The following is a 16,923-nucleotide window of genomic DNA, read 5'->3' as shown; positions in this document are numbered from 1 at the left end:
GAAATGGTGATGCCGGGTGACAACGTCAAGATGGTCGTCACCCTGATCAACCCGGTGGCAATGGACGAAGGCCTGCGCTTCGCCATCCGCGAAGGCGGCCGTACCGTCGGCGCCGGCGTGGTCTCGAAGATCATCGAGTAAGCCTGCAGTACCGGTGGTTGTATAGCGCCGCCGGTTACGCGAATGGCGGGCCGGGAACCTCGGTCCGCCTTCGCTGTCTAAGGGAAGGCAAGTTTCAACACGTACGCCAGTAGCTCAATTGGCAGAGCAGCGGTCTCCAAAACCGCAGGTTGGGGGTTCGAGTCCCTCCTGGCGTGCCATCTGCCCACCTTATCCAGCGGCCTGGGCCGCTAAAGCAGACACAGCCGGATGAATAGCAAGATCGAACACTCCAAGGACAACTCCGCCAACGGCGGGGATATCGTCAAGTACGTCGCCGCATCGCTGCTGGTGCTGGCCGGTCTGTTCGTCTGGTTCTGGTTCTCCGCCGACTCCGGTCGCGCCACCCAGCTGGGTGCGTGGGCGGGTCAGCTGCGTGCGTTGGCGGTCGTGGTCGGTCTGGTTGGCGGTATCGGCGTGTTCATGCTGACCGGCAAGGGGCGCGACACCCGCGAATTCCTCTCCGAGTCGCGCTTCGAACTGCGCAAGGTGGTCTGGCCGACGCGCCAGGAAGCCATCCGCATGACCTGGGTCGTGATGGTGGTGGTGACCATTCTCAGTCTGTTGCTGGGTGGGTTCGATTACGTCATTCAGTGGCTGGTTCAGTTGTTCCTGAGCCGCTAAGGAGAATTGCATGAAGCGTTGGTACGTCGTTCACGCCTATTCGGGCTTCGAGAAGTCGGTGGCGCAGGCTCTGCGCGATCGCATCGTCCGTGACGGCATGGAAGAGCGCTTCGGCGATGTCCTGGTCCCGACCGAAGAAGTGGTCGAGATGCGCGCTGGCCAGAAGCGCCGCTCCGAGCGCAAGTTTTTCCCGGGTTACGTGCTGGTCCAGATCGAGACCCACGAAGAAGCCGGTATTCCGCGCATCGACAACGAAAGCTGGCACCTGGTCAAGGAAACCCCGCGCGTGATGGGCTTCATCGGCGGCACCGCCGACCGTCCGCTGCCGATTGCCGATTCCGAGGCCGAAGCCATCCTGAACCGCGTTCAGGAAGGTGTCGAGAAGCCGCGTCCGAAGGTGCTGTTCGAGCCGGGCCAGATGGTCCGCGTCACCGACGGCCCGTTCAACGATTTCAATGGCGTCGTCGAAGAGGTCAACTACGAGAAGAGCCGTCTGCGCGTCTCGGTGCTGATCTTCGGTCGTGCCACTCCGGTCGAACTCGAGTTCGGCCAGGTCGAAAAGGCCGTCTGATCCAGCTGTAGAGTCGAGCTTGCTCGACTTTGCTGATCGGTCGAGCAAGCTCGACTCTATGGAACCAGGAACCGGGCCTTGCCCGGTTTCGTCCGTTTATATGCTGCTTCAGGCATGTGAAGAAAAAACCTGATATAGTGCGCGGCTCCCCGCTGGGAAGCCAGCAGGACGAGGCCGCCGCAAGGTGGCCTTCAGCATGATTTCAAAACGCGATGCCGGGACGCGTGATTCCCGGTCCGATGGGGAGCCTGTTGTCGAAAGGCGCTAGCACCCGGAGAGTACTCACATGGCAAAGAAAGTTGTCGGTTACATCAAGCTGCAGGTGAAGGCCGGTCAGGCCAACCCCTCGCCGCCGGTCGGTCCTGCGCTGGGTCAGCGCGGTCTGAACATCATGGAATTCTGCAAGGCGTTCAACGCTGCCACGCAGAAGCTCGAGCCGGGTCTGCCGGTTCCGGTGATCATCACGGCCTACTCGGACCGTACGTTCACCTTCATCACCAAGAGCACCCCGGCCACCACCCTGCTGAAGAAGGCCGCTGGCATCTCGTCGGGCTCCAAGCGCCCGAACACCGAGAAGGTCGGCAAGGTCACCCGTAAGCAGCTGGAAGAGATCGCCAAGGCGAAGGAACCGGATCTGACTGCCGCCGATCTGGACGCCGCCGTGCGTACCATCGCTGGCTCTGCCCGTTCCATGGGCCTCGTGGTGGAGGGTTAATAAGATGGCACAGACCAAGCGTGAGAAGGCCATCAAGGCCGCCGTCGTTCCGGGCAAGGCATACGCCTTCGAGGACGCGATCAACATCCTGAAGAGCGCCACCAAGGCCAAGTTCGTCGAGTCGATCGACGTCGCTGTGCGCCTGGGCGTCGATGCGAAGAAGTCCGACCAGCAGGTTCGTGGCTCCACCGTGCTGCCGGCCGGTACCGGCAAGTCGGTCCGCGTCGCCGTGTTCGCTCCGGCCGGTGCCAAGGCTGATGAAGCCCTGGCCGCTGGCGCCGAAGCCGTCGGTATGGATGATCTGGCCGAGAAGATGCAGGCCGGCGATCTGAACTACGACGTCGTCATCGCGACCCCGGACGCCATGCGCGTCGTCGGTAAGCTGGGCACCGTGCTGGGTCCGCGCGGCCTGATGCCGAACCCGAAGGTCGGCACCGTTTCCCCGAACCCGGGTGAAGCCGTGAAGAACGCCAAGTCGGGTCAGGTCCGTTACCGCACCGACAAGGCCGGCATCATCCACTGCACCATCGGCAAGGCCGACTTCGCCGAAGACGCGCTGAAGTCGAACCTGACCGCGCTGCTGCTTGACCTGATCAAGGCCAAGCCGGCCACCTCGAAGGGCACCTACCTGCAGAAGGTTTCGGTCAGCTCGACGATGGGCCCGGGCGTCACCGTCGACCAGTCGTCGCTGACCCTGAAGTAATTGTTTCAAGCGGTCACGGTACCTTCGGTGCCGTGACCGTGACATTTGAAGGCATCGTTGGCAGTGCATCGCCCGCGGTAGCCGTCAAAGACCGCAGGCGCGGTCGTGGCAATACCGGCGACGGGCACGGAAGCTCGATCTGGCAAGGAGTCGCCGCCGGAGCAGTCATGAGCGCTTAATCGATTCCCCGGAATCACCCTGCGTAGATGGTGCCCTTCTGGAGTTTTTCTGGTTCACGCACGTCTGGGATTTCCCTGATTGCCTCCAGGTCTGGAACGGCCCACCCCCGGAACATCATCCCGATGTTCCCGGCGTCCAGGACGGATGCCGCACAGGACCGCACACGGCAGGAGCCGTAAGCGGAGTTCAATAGGAGGAGTGCAATGGCTCTCAATCTGTCCCAGAAGCAAGAAGTAGTCGCCGAGCTGGCAGACGTCGCCGCCAAGGCCCACTCCTTGATCGCAGCCGAATACGCTGGCACCACGGTCGCCCAGATGACCGCGATGCGCAAGCAGGCTCGTGAAACCGGTGTTTTCTTGAAGGTTGTCAAGAACACCCTGGCTTCGCGCGCCGTTGAAGGCACCGAGTTCGCAGTCGCCCAGGACCAGATGGTTGGTCCGCTGCTGTACGCGTTCTCGCTCGAGGAGCCCGGCGCTGCCGGTCGCCTGATCAAGGAAGCCGCCAAGGGCAACGACAAGCTGAAGGCTAAGGTCGTCGCCATCGGTGGCGAAGTGTTCCCGGCAAGCCACGTCGACGTGCTGGCCTCGCTGCCGACCCGCGACCAGGCCCTGGCCATGCTGGCCCGCGTCCTGACCGAGCCGGTCACGATGTTTGCCCGCGCCATCAAGGCCGTTGGCGAGAAGCAGGGTGGTGGCGACGTCGCCGCCGACGCTGCCGAACCGGCCGCCGAGACCGCCTGAGTTTCGACTTACCGTGGTTCCTGACGGAACCTCAACCCAGAAAATCATCCAAAGGTATTAATCATGTCCCTTACCAACGAACAGATCGTCGACGCCATCGCCGAGAAGTCCCTGATGGAAGTGATGGAGCTGGTCAAGGCCATCGAAGAGAAGTTCGGCGTCTCCGCCGCTGCTCCGGTTGCCGTGGCTGCTGCCGCTGGCCCGGCCGCTGCTGTTGAAGAGCAGACCGAGTTCACCGTCACCCTGAAGTCGGCCGGCGACAAGAAGGTCGAAGTCATCAAGGCCGTCCGCGCCATCACCGGCCTGGGCCTGAAGGAAGCGAAGGACCTGGCCGAAGCCGGTGGCGTCCTGAAGGAAGGCGCTTCGAAGGAAGACGCCGAGAAGATGAAGAAGGACCTGGAAGCTGCTGGCGCGACTGTCGAAGTCAAGTAAGCAGTTACCTTGCATCGTCACCGATTCACGGCGATGCAGCCAAGGCTGGGGGCGTAAGCCCCCGGCCTTTGGTCGTTGTTGCGGTGTCGGTAGAGTCGACTGTTGGTCGACTGCTGTGAAGGAAGTCGACTAACAGTCGACTCTACCGTTTCAAATGCAGCAAAAAGCCCAACACGGGCTGCAGTCAAACCCCGCCGGCCAGCGCAGTGCGCGGCAGCAGGGGCGTGGTAGCAGACGAGTTGGCAGTTGGAAGTAGCGGGAGAAGGCGTGCTGGTGCCGGCAATACCAGCGACTTCCAACTGACAATTTCAAGTTCCCTTCGGATCGTGGGCGCACGATCCGCACAACAAGGTGGAAGACCTCATGACGTCCTATTCGTTCACCGAAAAAAAGCGTATCCGCAAGGATTTCGGCAAGCAGCGCTCGATTCTCGAAGTGCCGTTCCTGCTCGCCATCCAGGTGGATTCCTATCGTGAATTCCTGCAGGAAAACGTCGATCCGGCCAAGCGCACGGACCACGGCCTGCACGCTGCGCTGAAGTCGGTCTTCCCGATCGCCAGCTACAGCGGCAACGCTGCCCTGGAATACGTCGGCTACAAGCTGGGCGAACCGGTCTTCGACGAGCGCGAGTGCCGCCAGCGTGGCATGAGCTACGGCGCCCCGCTGCGCGTGACCGTGCGCCTGGTGATCTACGACCGTGAGTCGTCGACCAAGGCCATCAAGTACGTGAAGGAGCAGGAGGTCTATCTGGGCGAAATCCCGCTGATGACCGAGAACGGCACCTTCATCGTCAACGGCACCGAGCGCGTCATCGTCTCGCAGCTGCACCGCTCGCCGGGCGTGTTCTTCGACCACGACCGTGGCAAGACCCACAGCTCGGGCAAGCTGCTGTACAGCGCCCGCATCATTCCTTACCGCGGCTCCTGGCTGGACTTCGAGTTCGACCCGAAGGACGCGCTGTTCACCCGTATCGACCGTCGCCGCAAGCTGCCGGTGTCGATCCTGCTGCGCGCGCTCGGCTACAGCAACGAAGAGATGCTGGCCGAGTTCTTCGAGATCAACACCTTCCACATCAACCCGGATGAAGGCGTCCAGCTGGAGCTGGTGCCGGAGCGCCTGCGTGGCGAAACCCTGGGCTTCGACCTCGCCGACGGCGACAAGGTCATCGTGGAAGCCGGCAAGCGCATCACCGCGCGCCACATCAAGCAGCTGGAAGCCTCGGGCATCGCCGCCCTGGCCGTGCCGGACGACTACATCGTCGGCCGCATCCTGTCGCACGACGTGGTTGACGCCTCGACCGGCGAACTGCTGGCCCAGGCCAATGACGAGATCACCGACGAGCAGCTGCAGGCCTTCCGCAAGGCCGGTGTGGATGCCGTGGGCACCCTGTGGGTGAACGATCTGGATCGTGGCCCGTACCTGTCCAACACCCTGCGCATCGACCCGACCAAGACCCAGCTGGAAGCCCTGGTCGAGATCTACCGCATGATGCGTCCGGGCGAGCCGCCGACCAAGGACGCTGCGCAGAACCTGTTCCACAACCTGTTCTTCACCTTCGAGCGCTACGACCTGTCCGCGGTCGGCCGCATGAAGTTCAACCGTCGCGTGGGCCGCAAGGAAACCACCGGCGAAGCCGTGCTGTACGACAGCAAGTACTTCGGTGAGCGCAACGACGAAGAGTCCAAGCGCCTGGTCGCCGCCCACGGCGACAGCTCCGACATCCTGGACGTGATCAAGGTCCTGACCGAGATCCGCAACGGTCGCGGCGTGGTCGACGATATCGACCACCTGGGCAACCGTCGCGTGCGTTCGGTCGGCGAAATGGCCGAAAACGTGTTCCGCGTCGGCCTGGTCCGCGTCGAGCGCGCGGTCAAGGAGCGCCTGTCGATGGCCGAGTCCGAAGGCCTGACCCCGCAGGAGCTGATCAACGCCAAGCCGGTTGCCGCTGCCATCAAGGAGTTCTTCGGCTCCTCGCAGCTGTCGCAGTTCATGGACCAGAACAACCCGCTGTCGGAAGTGACCCACAAGCGTCGCGTCTCGGCCCTGGGCCCGGGCGGCCTGACCCGTGAGCGCGCCGGCTTCGAAGTGCGCGACGTGCACCCGACCCATTACGGCCGCGTCTGCACCATCGAAACCCCGGAAGGCCCGAACATCGGCCTGATCAATTCGCTGGCCGTGTACGCCCGCACCAACCAGTACGGTTTCCTTGAGACTCCGTACCGCAAGGTCGTGGACGGCAAGGTCTATGACGAAGTCGAGTTCCTGTCGGCGATTGAAGAAAACGAGTACGTCATTGCGCAGGCCAACGCGCTGACCGACGCCAAGGGCACCCTGACCGAGCAGTTCGTTCCGTGCCGCTTCCAGGGCGAATCGCTGCTGAAGCCGCCGGCGGAAGTCCACTTCATGGACGTCTCGCCGATGCAGACCGTGTCGATCGCGGCCGCGCTGGTTCCGTTCCTGGAGCACGATGACGCGAACCGCGCACTGATGGGCGCCAACATGCAGCGTCAGGCGGTGCCGACCCTGCGTGCGCAGAAGCCGCTGGTCGGTACCGGCATCGAGCGCGCCGTGGCGCGTGACTCCGGTGTGACCGTGAACGCCCGCCGTGGTGGCGAGATCGTGCAGATCGACGCGGCCCGCATCGTAGTCAAGGTCAACGAGGAAGAGATCGTTGGCGCTACCGATGCAGGCGTGGACATCTACAACCTGGTCAAGTACACCCGTTCGAACCAGAACACCTGCATCAACCAGCGTCCGCTGGTCCAGGTGGGTGACGTCATCGCCCGCGGCGACGTGCTGGCCGACGGTCCGTCCACCGACATCGGCGAACTGGCCCTGGGCCAGAACATGCTGATCGCGTTCATGCCGTGGAACGGCTACAACTTCGAAGACTCCATCCTGCTCTCCGAGCGCGTGGTGGAAGAGGATCGTTACACCACGATCCACATCGAAGAGCTGACCTGCGTCGCGCGTGACACCAAGCTGGGGCCGGAGGAAATCTCCGCCGACATCCCGAACGTCTCCGAGCAGGCGCTGAACCGCCTGGACGAGAGCGGCGTGGTGTACATCGGTGCGGAAGTCCGCGCCGGCGACATCATGGTCGGCAAGGTCACCCCGAAGGGCGAAAGCCAGCTGACCCCGGAAGAGAAGCTGCTGCGCGCGATCTTCGGCGAGAAGGCTTCGGACGTTAAGGACAGCTCGCTGCGCGTTCCGCCGGGCATGGACGGCACCGTCATCGACGTGCAGGTCTTCACCCGCGACGGCATCGAGAAGGACAAGCGCGCCCGCCAGATCGAAGAGTCTGAAATCAAGCGCGTCAAGAAGGACTTCGACGACCAGTTCCGCATCCTGGAAGCCGCCATCTACATGCGTCTGCGTTCGCAGATCGTGGGCAAGGTGGTCAACGGTGGCGCTGGCCTGAAGAAGGGTGACGTGATCACCGACGCCTTCCTGGACGGCCTGAAGAAGGCTGACTGGTTCGCCCTGCGCATGAAGGACGAGGACGCTTCGGAAGCCATCGAGCGCGCGCAGAAGCAGATCCAGGCGCACGAGAAGGAATTCGAGCGTCGCTTCGCCGACAAGCGCGGCAAGATCACCGCCGGTGACGACCTTGCCCCGGGCGTGCTGAAGATGGTCAAGGTGTTCCTGGCCGTGAAGCGCCGCATCCAGCCGGGCGACAAGATGGCAGGCCGCCACGGCAACAAGGGTGTGGTCTCCAACGTGGTGCCGGTCGAGGACATGCCGTACATGGCCTCGGGCGAAACCGTGGACATCGTGCTGAACCCGCTGGGCGTGCCGTCGCGTATGAACATCGGCCAGATCCTGGAAGTGCACCTGGGCTGGGCTGCCAAGGGCCTGGGCCGCAAGATCCAGGCGATGATGGAAGCCCAGGCGGCGGTTGCCGACCTGCGCAAGTTCCTGGACGACATCTACAACCACGACGACACCAACGTGGCCAACCGTGTCGACCTGTCGCAGTTCAGCGACGAGGAACTGCTGCGCCTGGCCCGTAACCTCACCGACGGCGTGCCGATGGCCACCCCGGTGTTCGACGGCGCCACCGAAGCGGAAATCAAGCGCATGCTGGAACTGGCCGACCTGCCGAGCAGTGGCCAGACCCAGCTGTACGACGGCCGCACCGGTGAAGCGTTCGATCGCCACACCACCGTGGGTTACATGCACTACCTGAAGCTGAACCACCTGGTCGACGACAAGATGCACGCCCGTTCGACCGGTCCGTACTCGCTCGTCACCCAGCAGCCGCTGGGCGGCAAGGCGCAGTTCGGCGGCCAGCGCTTCGGTGAAATGGAAGTCTGGGCGCTGGAAGCCTACGGCGCGGCCTACACCCTGCAGGAAATGCTGACGGTGAAGTCCGATGACGTGCAGGGCCGCAACCAGATGTACAAGAACATCGTCGACGGTGAGCACGAGATGGTCGCGGGCATGCCGGAATCCTTCAACGTGCTCGTGAAGGAAATCCGCTCGCTGGCCATCAACATGGAACTGGAAGACAACTGATCCATGCCGGCGCGGCGGTCAACGCCGCCGCGCCGCTGGCAGTGAACTGAAAGCCCATCGACACAGCATTCCTCCTTCTGGAGAACACCATGAAAGACCTGCTCAACCTCTTCAACCAGCAGCGCCAGACGCTGGACTTCGACGCGATCAAGATCGCGCTGGCTTCGCCGGACCTGATCCGTTCGTGGTCCTTCGGCGAAGTGAAGAAGCCGGAAACCATCAACTACCGTACCTTCAAGCCGGAACGCGACGGCCTGTTCTGCGCCGCCATCTTCGGCCCGGTGAAGGACTACGAGTGCCTGTGCGGCAAGTACAAGCGCATGAAGCACCGCGGCGTGGTCTGCGAAAAGTGCGGTACCGAAGTGACCCTGGCCAAGGTGCGCCGCGAGCGCATGGGCCACATCGACCTGGCCTCGCCGGTCGCGCACATCTGGTTCCTCAAGTCGCTGCCGTCGCGCATCGGCCTGATGCTGGACATGACCCTGCGCGACATCGAGCGCGTGCTGTACTTCGAAGCCTACGTGGTGACCGAGCCGGGCCTGACCGCCCTGGAGCGCCGCCAGCTGCTGACCGAGGAGCAGTACCTGCAGGCCCGCCAGGAGCACGGTGACGACTTCGACGCCGCGATGGGCGCCGAGGCCGTGTACGAACTGCTGCGCACGATCGACCTGCAGTCGGAAATGACCCGCCTGCGCGAGGAAATCGCCGCTACCGGTTCGGAAACCAAGCTCAAGCGCCTCACCAAGCGCATCAAGCTGATCGAAGCCTTCCTGGAATCGGGCAACCGTCCGGAATGGATGGTCATGACCGTGCTGCCGGTGCTGCCGCCGGACCTGCGTCCGCTGGTCCCGCTGGATGGCGGCCGCTTCGCGACCTCCGACCTGAACGACCTGTACCGCCGCGTCATCAACCGCAACAACCGCCTGCGCCGCCTGCTCGAACTGAGCGCGCCGGACATCATCGTGCGCAATGAAAAGCGCATGCTGCAGGAGTCGGTCGATGCGCTGCTGGACAACGGCCGTCGTGGCCGTGCCATCACCGGCACCAACAAGCGCCCGCTGAAGTCGCTGGCCGACATGATCAAGGGCAAGCAGGGTCGCTTCCGCCAGAACCTGCTCGGCAAGCGCGTCGACTACTCGGGCCGTTCGGTCATCGTGGTCGGCCCGTACCTGCGCCTGCACCAGTGCGGCCTGCCGAAGAAGATGGCGCTCGAGCTGTTCAAGCCGTTCGTCTTCGCCAAGCTGCAGCGTCGTGGCCTGGCCACCACCATCAAGGCCGCCAAGAAGCTGGTCGAGCGCGAAGAAGCCGAAGTCTGGGACATCCTGGAAGAGGTCATCCGCGAGCACCCGGTGATGCTGAACCGTGCGCCGACCCTGCACCGTCTGGGTATCCAGGCGTTCGAGCCGGTGCTGATCGAAGGCAAGGCCATCCAGCTGCACCCGCTGGTCTGCACCGCGTTCAACGCCGACTTCGACGGTGACCAGATGGCCGTCCACGTGCCGCTCTCGCTGGAAGCCCAGCTGGAAGCGCGTGCGCTGATGATGTCGACCAACAACATCCTGTCGCCGGCCAACGGCGAGCCGATCATCGTGCCGTCGCAGGACGTCGTGCTGGGTCTGTACTACATGACCCGCTCGCTGGAAAACAAGAAGGGCGAGGGCATGGCCTTTGCCAACATCGCCGAAGTGAAGCGTGCCTACGACAACCGCGTGGTGGAACTGCACGCGCGCGTCAAGGTCCGCATCACCGAAGTGGTGACCGACGAAGACGGCAACAAGCAGAACAAGACCTCGATCGTGGACACCACGATCGGTCGCGCCCTGCTGGCTGAAATCCTGCCGGAAGGCCTGCCGTTCGCGCTGGCCAACACCGAGCTGACCAAGAAGAACATCAGCCGCCTGATCAACTCCAGCTACCGCCAGCTGGGCCTGAAGGACACGGTCGTGTTCGCCGACAAGCTGATGTACACCGGCTTCGCGTACGCGACCCGCGCCGGCGTCTCGATCGGCATCGACGACATGCTGATCCCGGACGAGAAGAAGGGCATCCTCACCGAGGCCGAAGCCGAAGTGCTGGAAATCCAGGAGCAGTACCAGTCGGGCCTGGTCACCGCCGGCGAGCGCTACAACAAGGTGGTCGACATCTGGTCGCGCACCAACGAGCGCATCGCCAAGGCGATGATGGACACCATCGGTACCGAGAAGGTGGTCAATGCCAAGGGTGAGACCATCGACCAGAAGTCGATGAACTCGCTGTACATCATGGCCGACTCCGGTGCGCGTGGTTCGCAGGCGCAGATCCGTCAGCTGGCCGGCATGCGTGGCCTGATGGCCCGCCCGGACGGCTCGATCATCGAGACGCCCATCAAGGCGAACTTCCGCGAAGGCCTGAACGTGCAGGAGTACTTCAACTCCACCCACGGTGCCCGTAAGGGTCTGGCCGATACCGCGCTGAAGACCGCGAACTCGGGTTACCTGACCCGTCGTCTGGTCGACGTGGCACAGGACGTGGTGATCACCGAGGTGGATTGCGGTACCACCGAAGGCCTGATCATGACCCCGATCGTGGAAGGCGGCGACGTGGTCGAGCCGCTGAAGGACCGCGTGCTGGGTCGCGTGGTTGCCGAGGACGTGTTCCTGCCGGGCAACGACGAAGATCCGATCGTCACCCGCAACACCCTGCTGGACGAAGCCTGGGTTGCCAAGCTGGAAGATGCCGGCGTGCAGACCATCAAGGTCCGCTCGACCATCTCCTGCGAATCGGCCTTCGGCGTCTGCTCGCGCTGCTACGGCCGCGACCTGGCCCGTGGCCACCTGGTCAACATCGGTGAAGCGGTCGGCGTCATCGCCGCCCAGTCCATCGGTGAGCCGGGTACCCAGCTGACCATGCGTACGTTCCACATCGGTGGTGCGGCGTCGCGAGCTGCTGCGGTCGACAACATCACCGTCAAGACCACCGGCTCGGTCAAGTTCAGCAACCTCAAGTCGGTCGAGCATGCCAACGGCTCGCTGGTGGCAGTGTCGCGCTCGGGCGAAATCTCGGTGCTCGATGCCCACGGCCGTGAGCGTGAGCGTTACAAGCTGCCGTACGGTGCGACCATCACGTCCAAGGACGGTGATGCGATCAAGGCTGGCCAGACCGTGGCCAACTGGGATCCGCATAACCACCCGATCGTGTCGGAAGTGGCCGGCTTCATCCGCTTCATCGACTTCGTCGACGGCATCACCGTCATCGAGAAGACCGACGAGCTGACCGGCCTGGCGTCGCGCGAAATCACCGATCCGAAGCGTCGTGGTACCCAGGCCAAGGACCTGCGCCCGATCGTGCGCATCGTCGACGCCAAGGGCAACGACCTGTCGATTCCGGGCACCGACCTGCCGGCGCAGTACCTGCTGCCGCCGCGCTCGATCGTCAACCTGCAGGACGGCGCTGCCGTCGGCGTGGGTGACGTGGTCGCCAAGATCCCGCAGGAAGCGTCGAAGACCCGCGACATCACCGGTGGTCTGCCGCGCGTGGCCGATCTGTTCGAGGCCCGCAAGCCGAAGGATCCGGCGGTGCTGGCCGAGCGTTCGGGCATCATCAGCTTCGGCAAGGACACCAAGGGCAAGCAGCGCCTGATCATCAAGGACACCGATGGTTCGGAGCACGAAGAGCTGATCCCGAAGTACCGCCAGGTCATCGTGTTCGAAGGCGAGCATGTCACCAAGGGTGAAACCATCGTGGACGGCGAGCCGAGCCCGCAGGACATCCTGCGCCTGCTGGGTGTCGAACCGCTGGCCGCCTACCTGGTGAAGGAAATCCAGGACGTGTACCGCCTGCAGGGCGTGAAGATCAACGACAAGCACATCGAGGTGATCACCCGCCAGATGCTGCGCAAGGTCGAGATCACCGACCAGGGCAGCAGCAAGTTCCTGAACGGCGAACAGGTGGAGCGCCAGCGCGTTATCGAGGAGAATGCCCGCCTTGCAGCCCGCAATGAGCTGCCGGCGCACTTCGATCCGGTCCTGCTGGGTATCACCAAGGCCTCGCTGGCGACCGAATCGTTCATCTCGGCCGCGTCGTTCCAGGAAACCACCCGCGTGCTGACCGAAGCGGCCGTCCGCGGCACCTCGGACAACCTGCGTGGCCTGAAGGAAAACGTCATCGTGGGTCGCCTGATTCCGGCCGGTACCGGCCTGGCGTACCACAGCAACCGCCGTCGCGGCGCTTCCGGCCTCACCGAGTCGGAAATGCAGACCCTTGCCGGCACCCCGGCCGCGGTCGAGGCACCGGTGGTTGAAGCCGAAGCTGAACAGGCCTCGGAAGACTGAAACACGGGTCCGGCCTCAGGGCCGGACCACCCGGGCGGGTAGAGTCGACTGTCAGTCGACTGCTATCGAGAGTCGACTGACAGTCGACTCTACCGGTGCAGGGCAGGGTGGACCGCTTGCGGTTCACCCCGCCAACCTGAACGGGGTACATGGAGGCCCCCCAGTAACGTTCCGGGATCAGGAACGGGCTTGACAGGAGGCGTTTGACTGCTTTCCTGGCAGGTTGCTACAATCGTCTGTCTCAGCAGGCCAGAATTTTGGCCTGCTTTAACATTTCCGCATCTCTGGCCGGATTTTCCGGCCACCAATCAGAAGAACCTACTGATGGCGACGATCAACCAGCTGGTCCGCAAGCCGCGGCAAGCGACCACCTACAAGAGTGCCTCGCCGGCGCTCGACAAGTGCCCGCAGCGCCGTGGCGTCTGCACCCGTGTCTACACCACCACCCCGAAGAAGCCGAACTCGGCTCTGCGCAAGGTTGCCAAGGTCCGCCTGACCAACCAGGAAGAAGTGATTTCCTACATCGGTGGTGAAGGCCACAACCTGCAGGAGCACTCCGTGGTCCTGATCCGCGGCGGTCGCGTCAAGGACCTGCCGGGTGTGCGTTACCACACCGTTCGTGGCTCGCTCGACGCCGCCGGCGTTGCCAAGCGTCGCCAGGCCCGTTCCAAGTACGGCGCCAAGCGTCCGAAGGCATAAGGAGAGAGCACTATGTCGCGTAAGGGTAATACTCCGCAGCGTTCCGTCCTGCCCGATCCGAAGCACGGAAGCGAAACCATCGCCCGCTTCATCAACATGGTCATGCAGAGCGGCAAGAAGTCCGTCGCCGAAAAGATCGTGTACGGCGCCATGGACGTGATCACCGAGAAGAACAGCAGCGCCAACGCCATTGAACTGGTGCAGAAGGCTCTGGACAACGTCGCTCCGGCGGTCGAAGTCAAGTCGCGCCGCGTCGGTGGTGCCACCTACCAGGTGCCGGTCGAAGTGCGTTCGTCGCGCAAGATGGCCCTGGCCATGCGCTGGCTGATCGACTCCGCGCGCAAGCGTGGCGAGAACACCATGCCGAAGAAGCTGGCTGCTGAACTGATCGACGCCTCGGAAAACCGTGGCGGCGCCATCAAGAAGCGCGAAGAAACCCACCGCATGGCCGAAGCCAACAAGGCATTCGCCCACTACCGCTGGTGAGTTTGACGGCCTTGTAAAACAGGCAGGGCAGCACCACTTCGGTGCGTGCTGCCTCGCGGTCCCAGAAGGGCTGCGCCAATCCGAAGGCCGCCGAAAGGCGGCGTTCGGCCATCCGAAATCCAAGAAATCTGAGAGGCTCCCGTGGCCCGTTCCACTCCCATCGAGCGTTACCGTAACTTCGGCATCATGGCTCACATCGATGCCGGCAAGACCACCACGTCCGAGCGCATCCTGTTCTACACCGGCAAGAGCCACAAGATCGGTGAAGTGCATGACGGCGCCGCCACCATGGACTGGATGGAGCAGGAGCAGGAGCGTGGCATCACGATCCAGTCCGCTGCCACCACCGCGTTCTGGAAGGGCATGGATAAGTCCCTGCCGGAGCACCGCTTCAACATCATCGACACCCCCGGGCACGTCGACTTCACCATCGAAGTGGAGCGCTCGCTGCGCGTGCTCGACGGTGCCGTCTTCGTCCTGTGCGCCGTCGGTGGCGTGCAGCCGCAGTCGGAAACCGTGTGGCGCCAGGCCAACAAGTACCACGTGCCGCGCATCGCGTTCGTCAACAAGATGGACCGCACCGGTGCCAACTTCCAGAAGGTCGTCGGCCAGCTGAAGGCCAAGCTGGGCGCGGTTGCCGTGCCGATGCAGCTGCCGATCGGCGCTGAAGACAACTTCAAGGGCGTTGTCGACCTGCTGAAGATGAAGGCCATCCATTGGGATGAGGCTTCGCAGGGCATGAAGTTCGAATACGGTGAAATCCCGGCCGAACTGCAGGGCCCGGCTGAAGAGGCTCGCCAGTTCATGGTCGAGACCGCTGCCGAAGCCAGCGAAGAGCTGATGGAAAAGTACCTGGGCGGCGAAGAGCTGGCCGAGGCCGAAATCATCAACGCCCTGCGTACCCGTACCCTGGCGACCGAGATCGTGCCGATGTACTGCGGCTCGGCCTTCAAGAACAAGGGCGTGCAGGCCATGCTGGACGGCGTGATCCAGCTGCTGCCGTCGCCGGTCGACGTGCCGGACGTGAAGGGCGTGGACGTTGACGACGACACCGTCGAAATGACCCGCAAGTCCGACGACAAGGCTCCGTTCTCGTCGCTGGCCTTCAAGATCATCACCGACCCGTTCGTCGGCGCGCTGACCTTCTTCCGTGTCTACTCGGGCACCCTGAACGGTGGCGACACCGTGCTGAACTCGGTGAAGGGCAAGAAGGAGCGCATCGGCCGCATCCTGCAGATGCACTCGAACAACCGCGAGGAAATCAAGGAAGTTCTGGCCGGTGACATCGCCGCTGCCGTGGGCCTGAAGGACACCACCACCGGTGACACCCTGTGCGCCGTGGACGCCCCGATCATCCTGGAGCGCATGACGTTCCCGGAGCCGGTGATCTCGATGGCCGTCGAGCCGAAGACCAAGTCGGACCAGGAAAAGATGGGTCTGGCCCTGGGCCGTCTGGCGCAGGAAGATCCGTCGTTCCGCGTCAAGACCGACGAAGAATCCGGCCAGACCATCATCTCGGGCATGGGCGAGCTGCACCTGGACATCATCGTCGACCGCCTGAAGCGCGAGTTCAACGTTGAAGCCAACGTCGGCGCGCCGCAGGTGGCCTACCGCGAAACCATCACCCTGGCCGACGTCAAGTCGGACTACAAGCACGCCAAGCAGTCCGGTGGTAAGGGTCAGTACGGTCACGTCGTGATCGAACTGTCGCCGATCACCGCTGCCGACCGTGCCGATCCGAAGCTGGCTCCGGCCATCAAGGACGACTTCCTGTTCATCAACGACATCACCGGCGGCGTGATCCCGAAGGAATTCATTCCGTCGGTTGAAAAGGGCCTGCGCGAAACCATCACCAGCGGTCCGCTGGCTGGCTTCCCGGTCGTGGACGTCAAGGTGAAGCTGGTGTTCGGTTCGTACCACGACGTTGACTCCTCGGAAATGGCGTTCAAGCTGGCTTCGTCGATGGCCTTCAAGCAGGGCTTCGCCAAGGCCAAGCCGGTGCTGCTGGAGCCGATCATGAAGGTCGAGATCGTGACCCCGGAGGATTACCAGGGTGACGTGATGGGCGACGTCAGCCGTCGTCGCGGCGTGCTGCAGGGTTCCGACACCACCGGTGACGGTTCGGCCAGCATCATCAACGCGATGATCCCGCTGGGTGAAATGTTCGGCTACGCCACTGCGCTGCGTTCGCAGACCCAGGGCCGCGCCACCTTCACCATGGAATTCGATCACTACGAGCCGGCTCCGACCAACATCGCCGAAGCCGTCATGAAGAAGGGCTGAGCCTCGCTCAGCCTCTCTTGAAACCACTTACGAACAATCAAGGTATAGAACAATGGCAAAGGGTAAGTTCGAGCGCACCAAGCCGCACGTCAACGTCGGCACCATCGGTCACGTCGATCACGGCAAGACCACGCTGACCGCCGCACTGACCAAGATCGGTGCCGAGCGCTTCGGTGGCGAGTTCAAGGATTACTCCTCGATCGACGCCGCTCCGGAAGAAAAGGCGCGTGGCATCACGATCTCGACCGCGCACGTCGAATACGAATCCCCGGTCCGTCACTACGCCCACGTCGATTGCCCGGGCCATGCTGACTACGTCAAGAACATGATCACCGGTGCCGCCCAGATGGACGGCGCGATCCTGGTGTGCTCGGCCGCTGACGGCCCGATGCCGCAGACCCGCGAGCACATCCTGCTGTCGCGTCAGGTCGGCGTGCCGTACATCGTCGTGTTCCTGAACAAGGCCGACATGGTGGACGACGCCGAGCTGCTCGAGCTGGTCG

General features: G+C 63.3%; 13 protein-coding genes and 1 tRNA gene. All 14 read left to right on the top strand.

Going from position 1 to position 16,923, the window contains the following annotated elements; translation table 11 throughout:
* The coding region (locus AC5P9F_RS20555) for an EF-Tu C-terminal domain-related protein (protein ID WP_487247787.1) at nt 1-141 on the top strand (141 nt) is incomplete at its 5' end.
* Between the two features lie 103 nt (nt 142-244).
* Nucleotides 245-320, top strand: a tRNA-Trp gene (locus AC5P9F_RS20550).
* Nucleotides 321-369: 49 nt separating this feature from the next.
* Complete coding sequence (gene secE / locus AC5P9F_RS20545; protein ID WP_005408202.1) at nt 370-783, top strand: preprotein translocase subunit SecE; 414 nt, start codon at nt 370-372, stop codon at nt 781-783.
* A gap of 10 nt (nt 784-793) precedes the next feature.
* Nucleotides 794-1,354 carry a transcription termination/antitermination protein NusG gene (gene nusG / locus AC5P9F_RS20540; RefSeq protein WP_004154362.1) on the top strand — a complete coding sequence of 187 codons (561 nt, stop codon included), beginning with the start codon at nt 794-796 and terminating at the stop codon, nt 1,352-1,354.
* Nucleotides 1,355-1,640: 286 nt separating this feature from the next.
* Nucleotides 1,641-2,069, top strand: a complete 429-nt coding sequence (gene rplK / locus AC5P9F_RS20535; protein WP_004145248.1) for a 50S ribosomal protein L11 — start codon at nt 1,641-1,643, stop codon at nt 2,067-2,069.
* Between the two features lie 4 nt (nt 2,070-2,073).
* Complete coding sequence (gene rplA, locus AC5P9F_RS20530; protein ID WP_004154350.1) at nt 2,074-2,772, top strand: 50S ribosomal protein L1; 699 nt, start codon at nt 2,074-2,076, stop codon at nt 2,770-2,772.
* Nucleotides 2,773-3,155: 383 nt separating this feature from the next.
* The gene (rplJ, locus tag AC5P9F_RS20525) at nt 3,156-3,692 is read left to right on the top strand and encodes a 50S ribosomal protein L10 (RefSeq protein ID WP_005408203.1); all 537 of its coding nucleotides are present in this window, start codon (nt 3,156-3,158) and stop codon (nt 3,690-3,692) included.
* A gap of 63 nt (nt 3,693-3,755) precedes the next feature.
* A complete protein-coding gene (rplL, locus tag AC5P9F_RS20520; RefSeq protein WP_005408204.1) occupies nt 3,756-4,124 on the top strand; it encodes a 50S ribosomal protein L7/L12 in 369 nt (122 codons plus the stop codon).
* 363 nt (nt 4,125-4,487) lie between these two features.
* A complete protein-coding gene (rpoB, locus tag AC5P9F_RS20515; RefSeq protein WP_005408205.1) occupies nt 4,488-8,642 on the top strand; it encodes a DNA-directed RNA polymerase subunit beta in 4,155 nt (1,384 codons plus the stop codon).
* Nucleotides 8,643-8,731: 89 nt separating this feature from the next.
* A complete protein-coding gene (gene rpoC, locus AC5P9F_RS20510; RefSeq protein ID WP_005412340.1) occupies nt 8,732-12,952 on the top strand; it encodes a DNA-directed RNA polymerase subunit beta' in 4,221 nt (1,406 codons plus the stop codon).
* A gap of 324 nt (nt 12,953-13,276) precedes the next feature.
* Nucleotides 13,277-13,651, top strand: coding sequence for a 30S ribosomal protein S12 (gene rpsL / locus AC5P9F_RS20505; RefSeq protein ID WP_004145320.1), 375 nt, complete (start codon nt 13,277-13,279; stop codon nt 13,649-13,651).
* 12 nt (nt 13,652-13,663) lie between these two features.
* Nucleotides 13,664-14,137 carry a 30S ribosomal protein S7 gene (gene rpsG / locus AC5P9F_RS20500; protein ID WP_004145321.1) on the top strand — a complete coding sequence of 158 codons (474 nt, stop codon included), beginning with the start codon at nt 13,664-13,666 and terminating at the stop codon, nt 14,135-14,137.
* Between the two features lie 141 nt (nt 14,138-14,278).
* A complete protein-coding gene (fusA, locus tag AC5P9F_RS20495) occupies nt 14,279-16,420 on the top strand; it encodes an elongation factor G (protein WP_005408207.1) in 2,142 nt (713 codons plus the stop codon).
* Between the two features lie 52 nt (nt 16,421-16,472).
* Nucleotides 16,473-16,923: GTP-binding protein (locus AC5P9F_RS20490; protein WP_143578653.1), on the top strand; the 451-nt coding region annotated here is incomplete at its 3' end.

This window comes from Stenotrophomonas sp. YJH_SMC_4 (assembly GCF_059371575.1).
The sequence above is the reverse complement of the archived record's forward strand: the minus strand, read 5'-3'. Positions and strand labels throughout refer to the sequence as shown.

Bases quoted from the DNA above. Each gene is read 5' to 3' on its own strand.
- secE (WP_005408202.1), top strand. From the start codon at position 370: ATGAATAGCAAGATCGAACACTCCAAGGACAACTCCGCCAACGGCGGG.
- nusG (WP_004154362.1), top strand. From the start codon at position 794: ATGAAGCGTTGGTACGTCGTTCACGCCTATTCGGGCTTCGAGAAGTCG.
- rplK (WP_004145248.1), top strand. From the start codon at position 1,641: ATGGCAAAGAAAGTTGTCGGTTACATCAAGCTGCAGGTGAAGGCCGGT.
- rplA (WP_004154350.1), top strand. From the start codon at position 2,074: ATGGCACAGACCAAGCGTGAGAAGGCCATCAAGGCCGCCGTCGTTCCG.
- rplJ (WP_005408203.1), top strand. From the start codon at position 3,156: ATGGCTCTCAATCTGTCCCAGAAGCAAGAAGTAGTCGCCGAGCTGGCA.
- rplL (WP_005408204.1), top strand. From the start codon at position 3,756: ATGTCCCTTACCAACGAACAGATCGTCGACGCCATCGCCGAGAAGTCC.
- rpoB (WP_005408205.1), top strand. From the start codon at position 4,488: ATGACGTCCTATTCGTTCACCGAAAAAAAGCGTATCCGCAAGGATTTC.
- rpoC (WP_005412340.1), top strand. From the start codon at position 8,732: ATGAAAGACCTGCTCAACCTCTTCAACCAGCAGCGCCAGACGCTGGAC.
- rpsL (WP_004145320.1), top strand. From the start codon at position 13,277: ATGGCGACGATCAACCAGCTGGTCCGCAAGCCGCGGCAAGCGACCACC.
- rpsG (WP_004145321.1), top strand. From the start codon at position 13,664: ATGTCGCGTAAGGGTAATACTCCGCAGCGTTCCGTCCTGCCCGATCCG.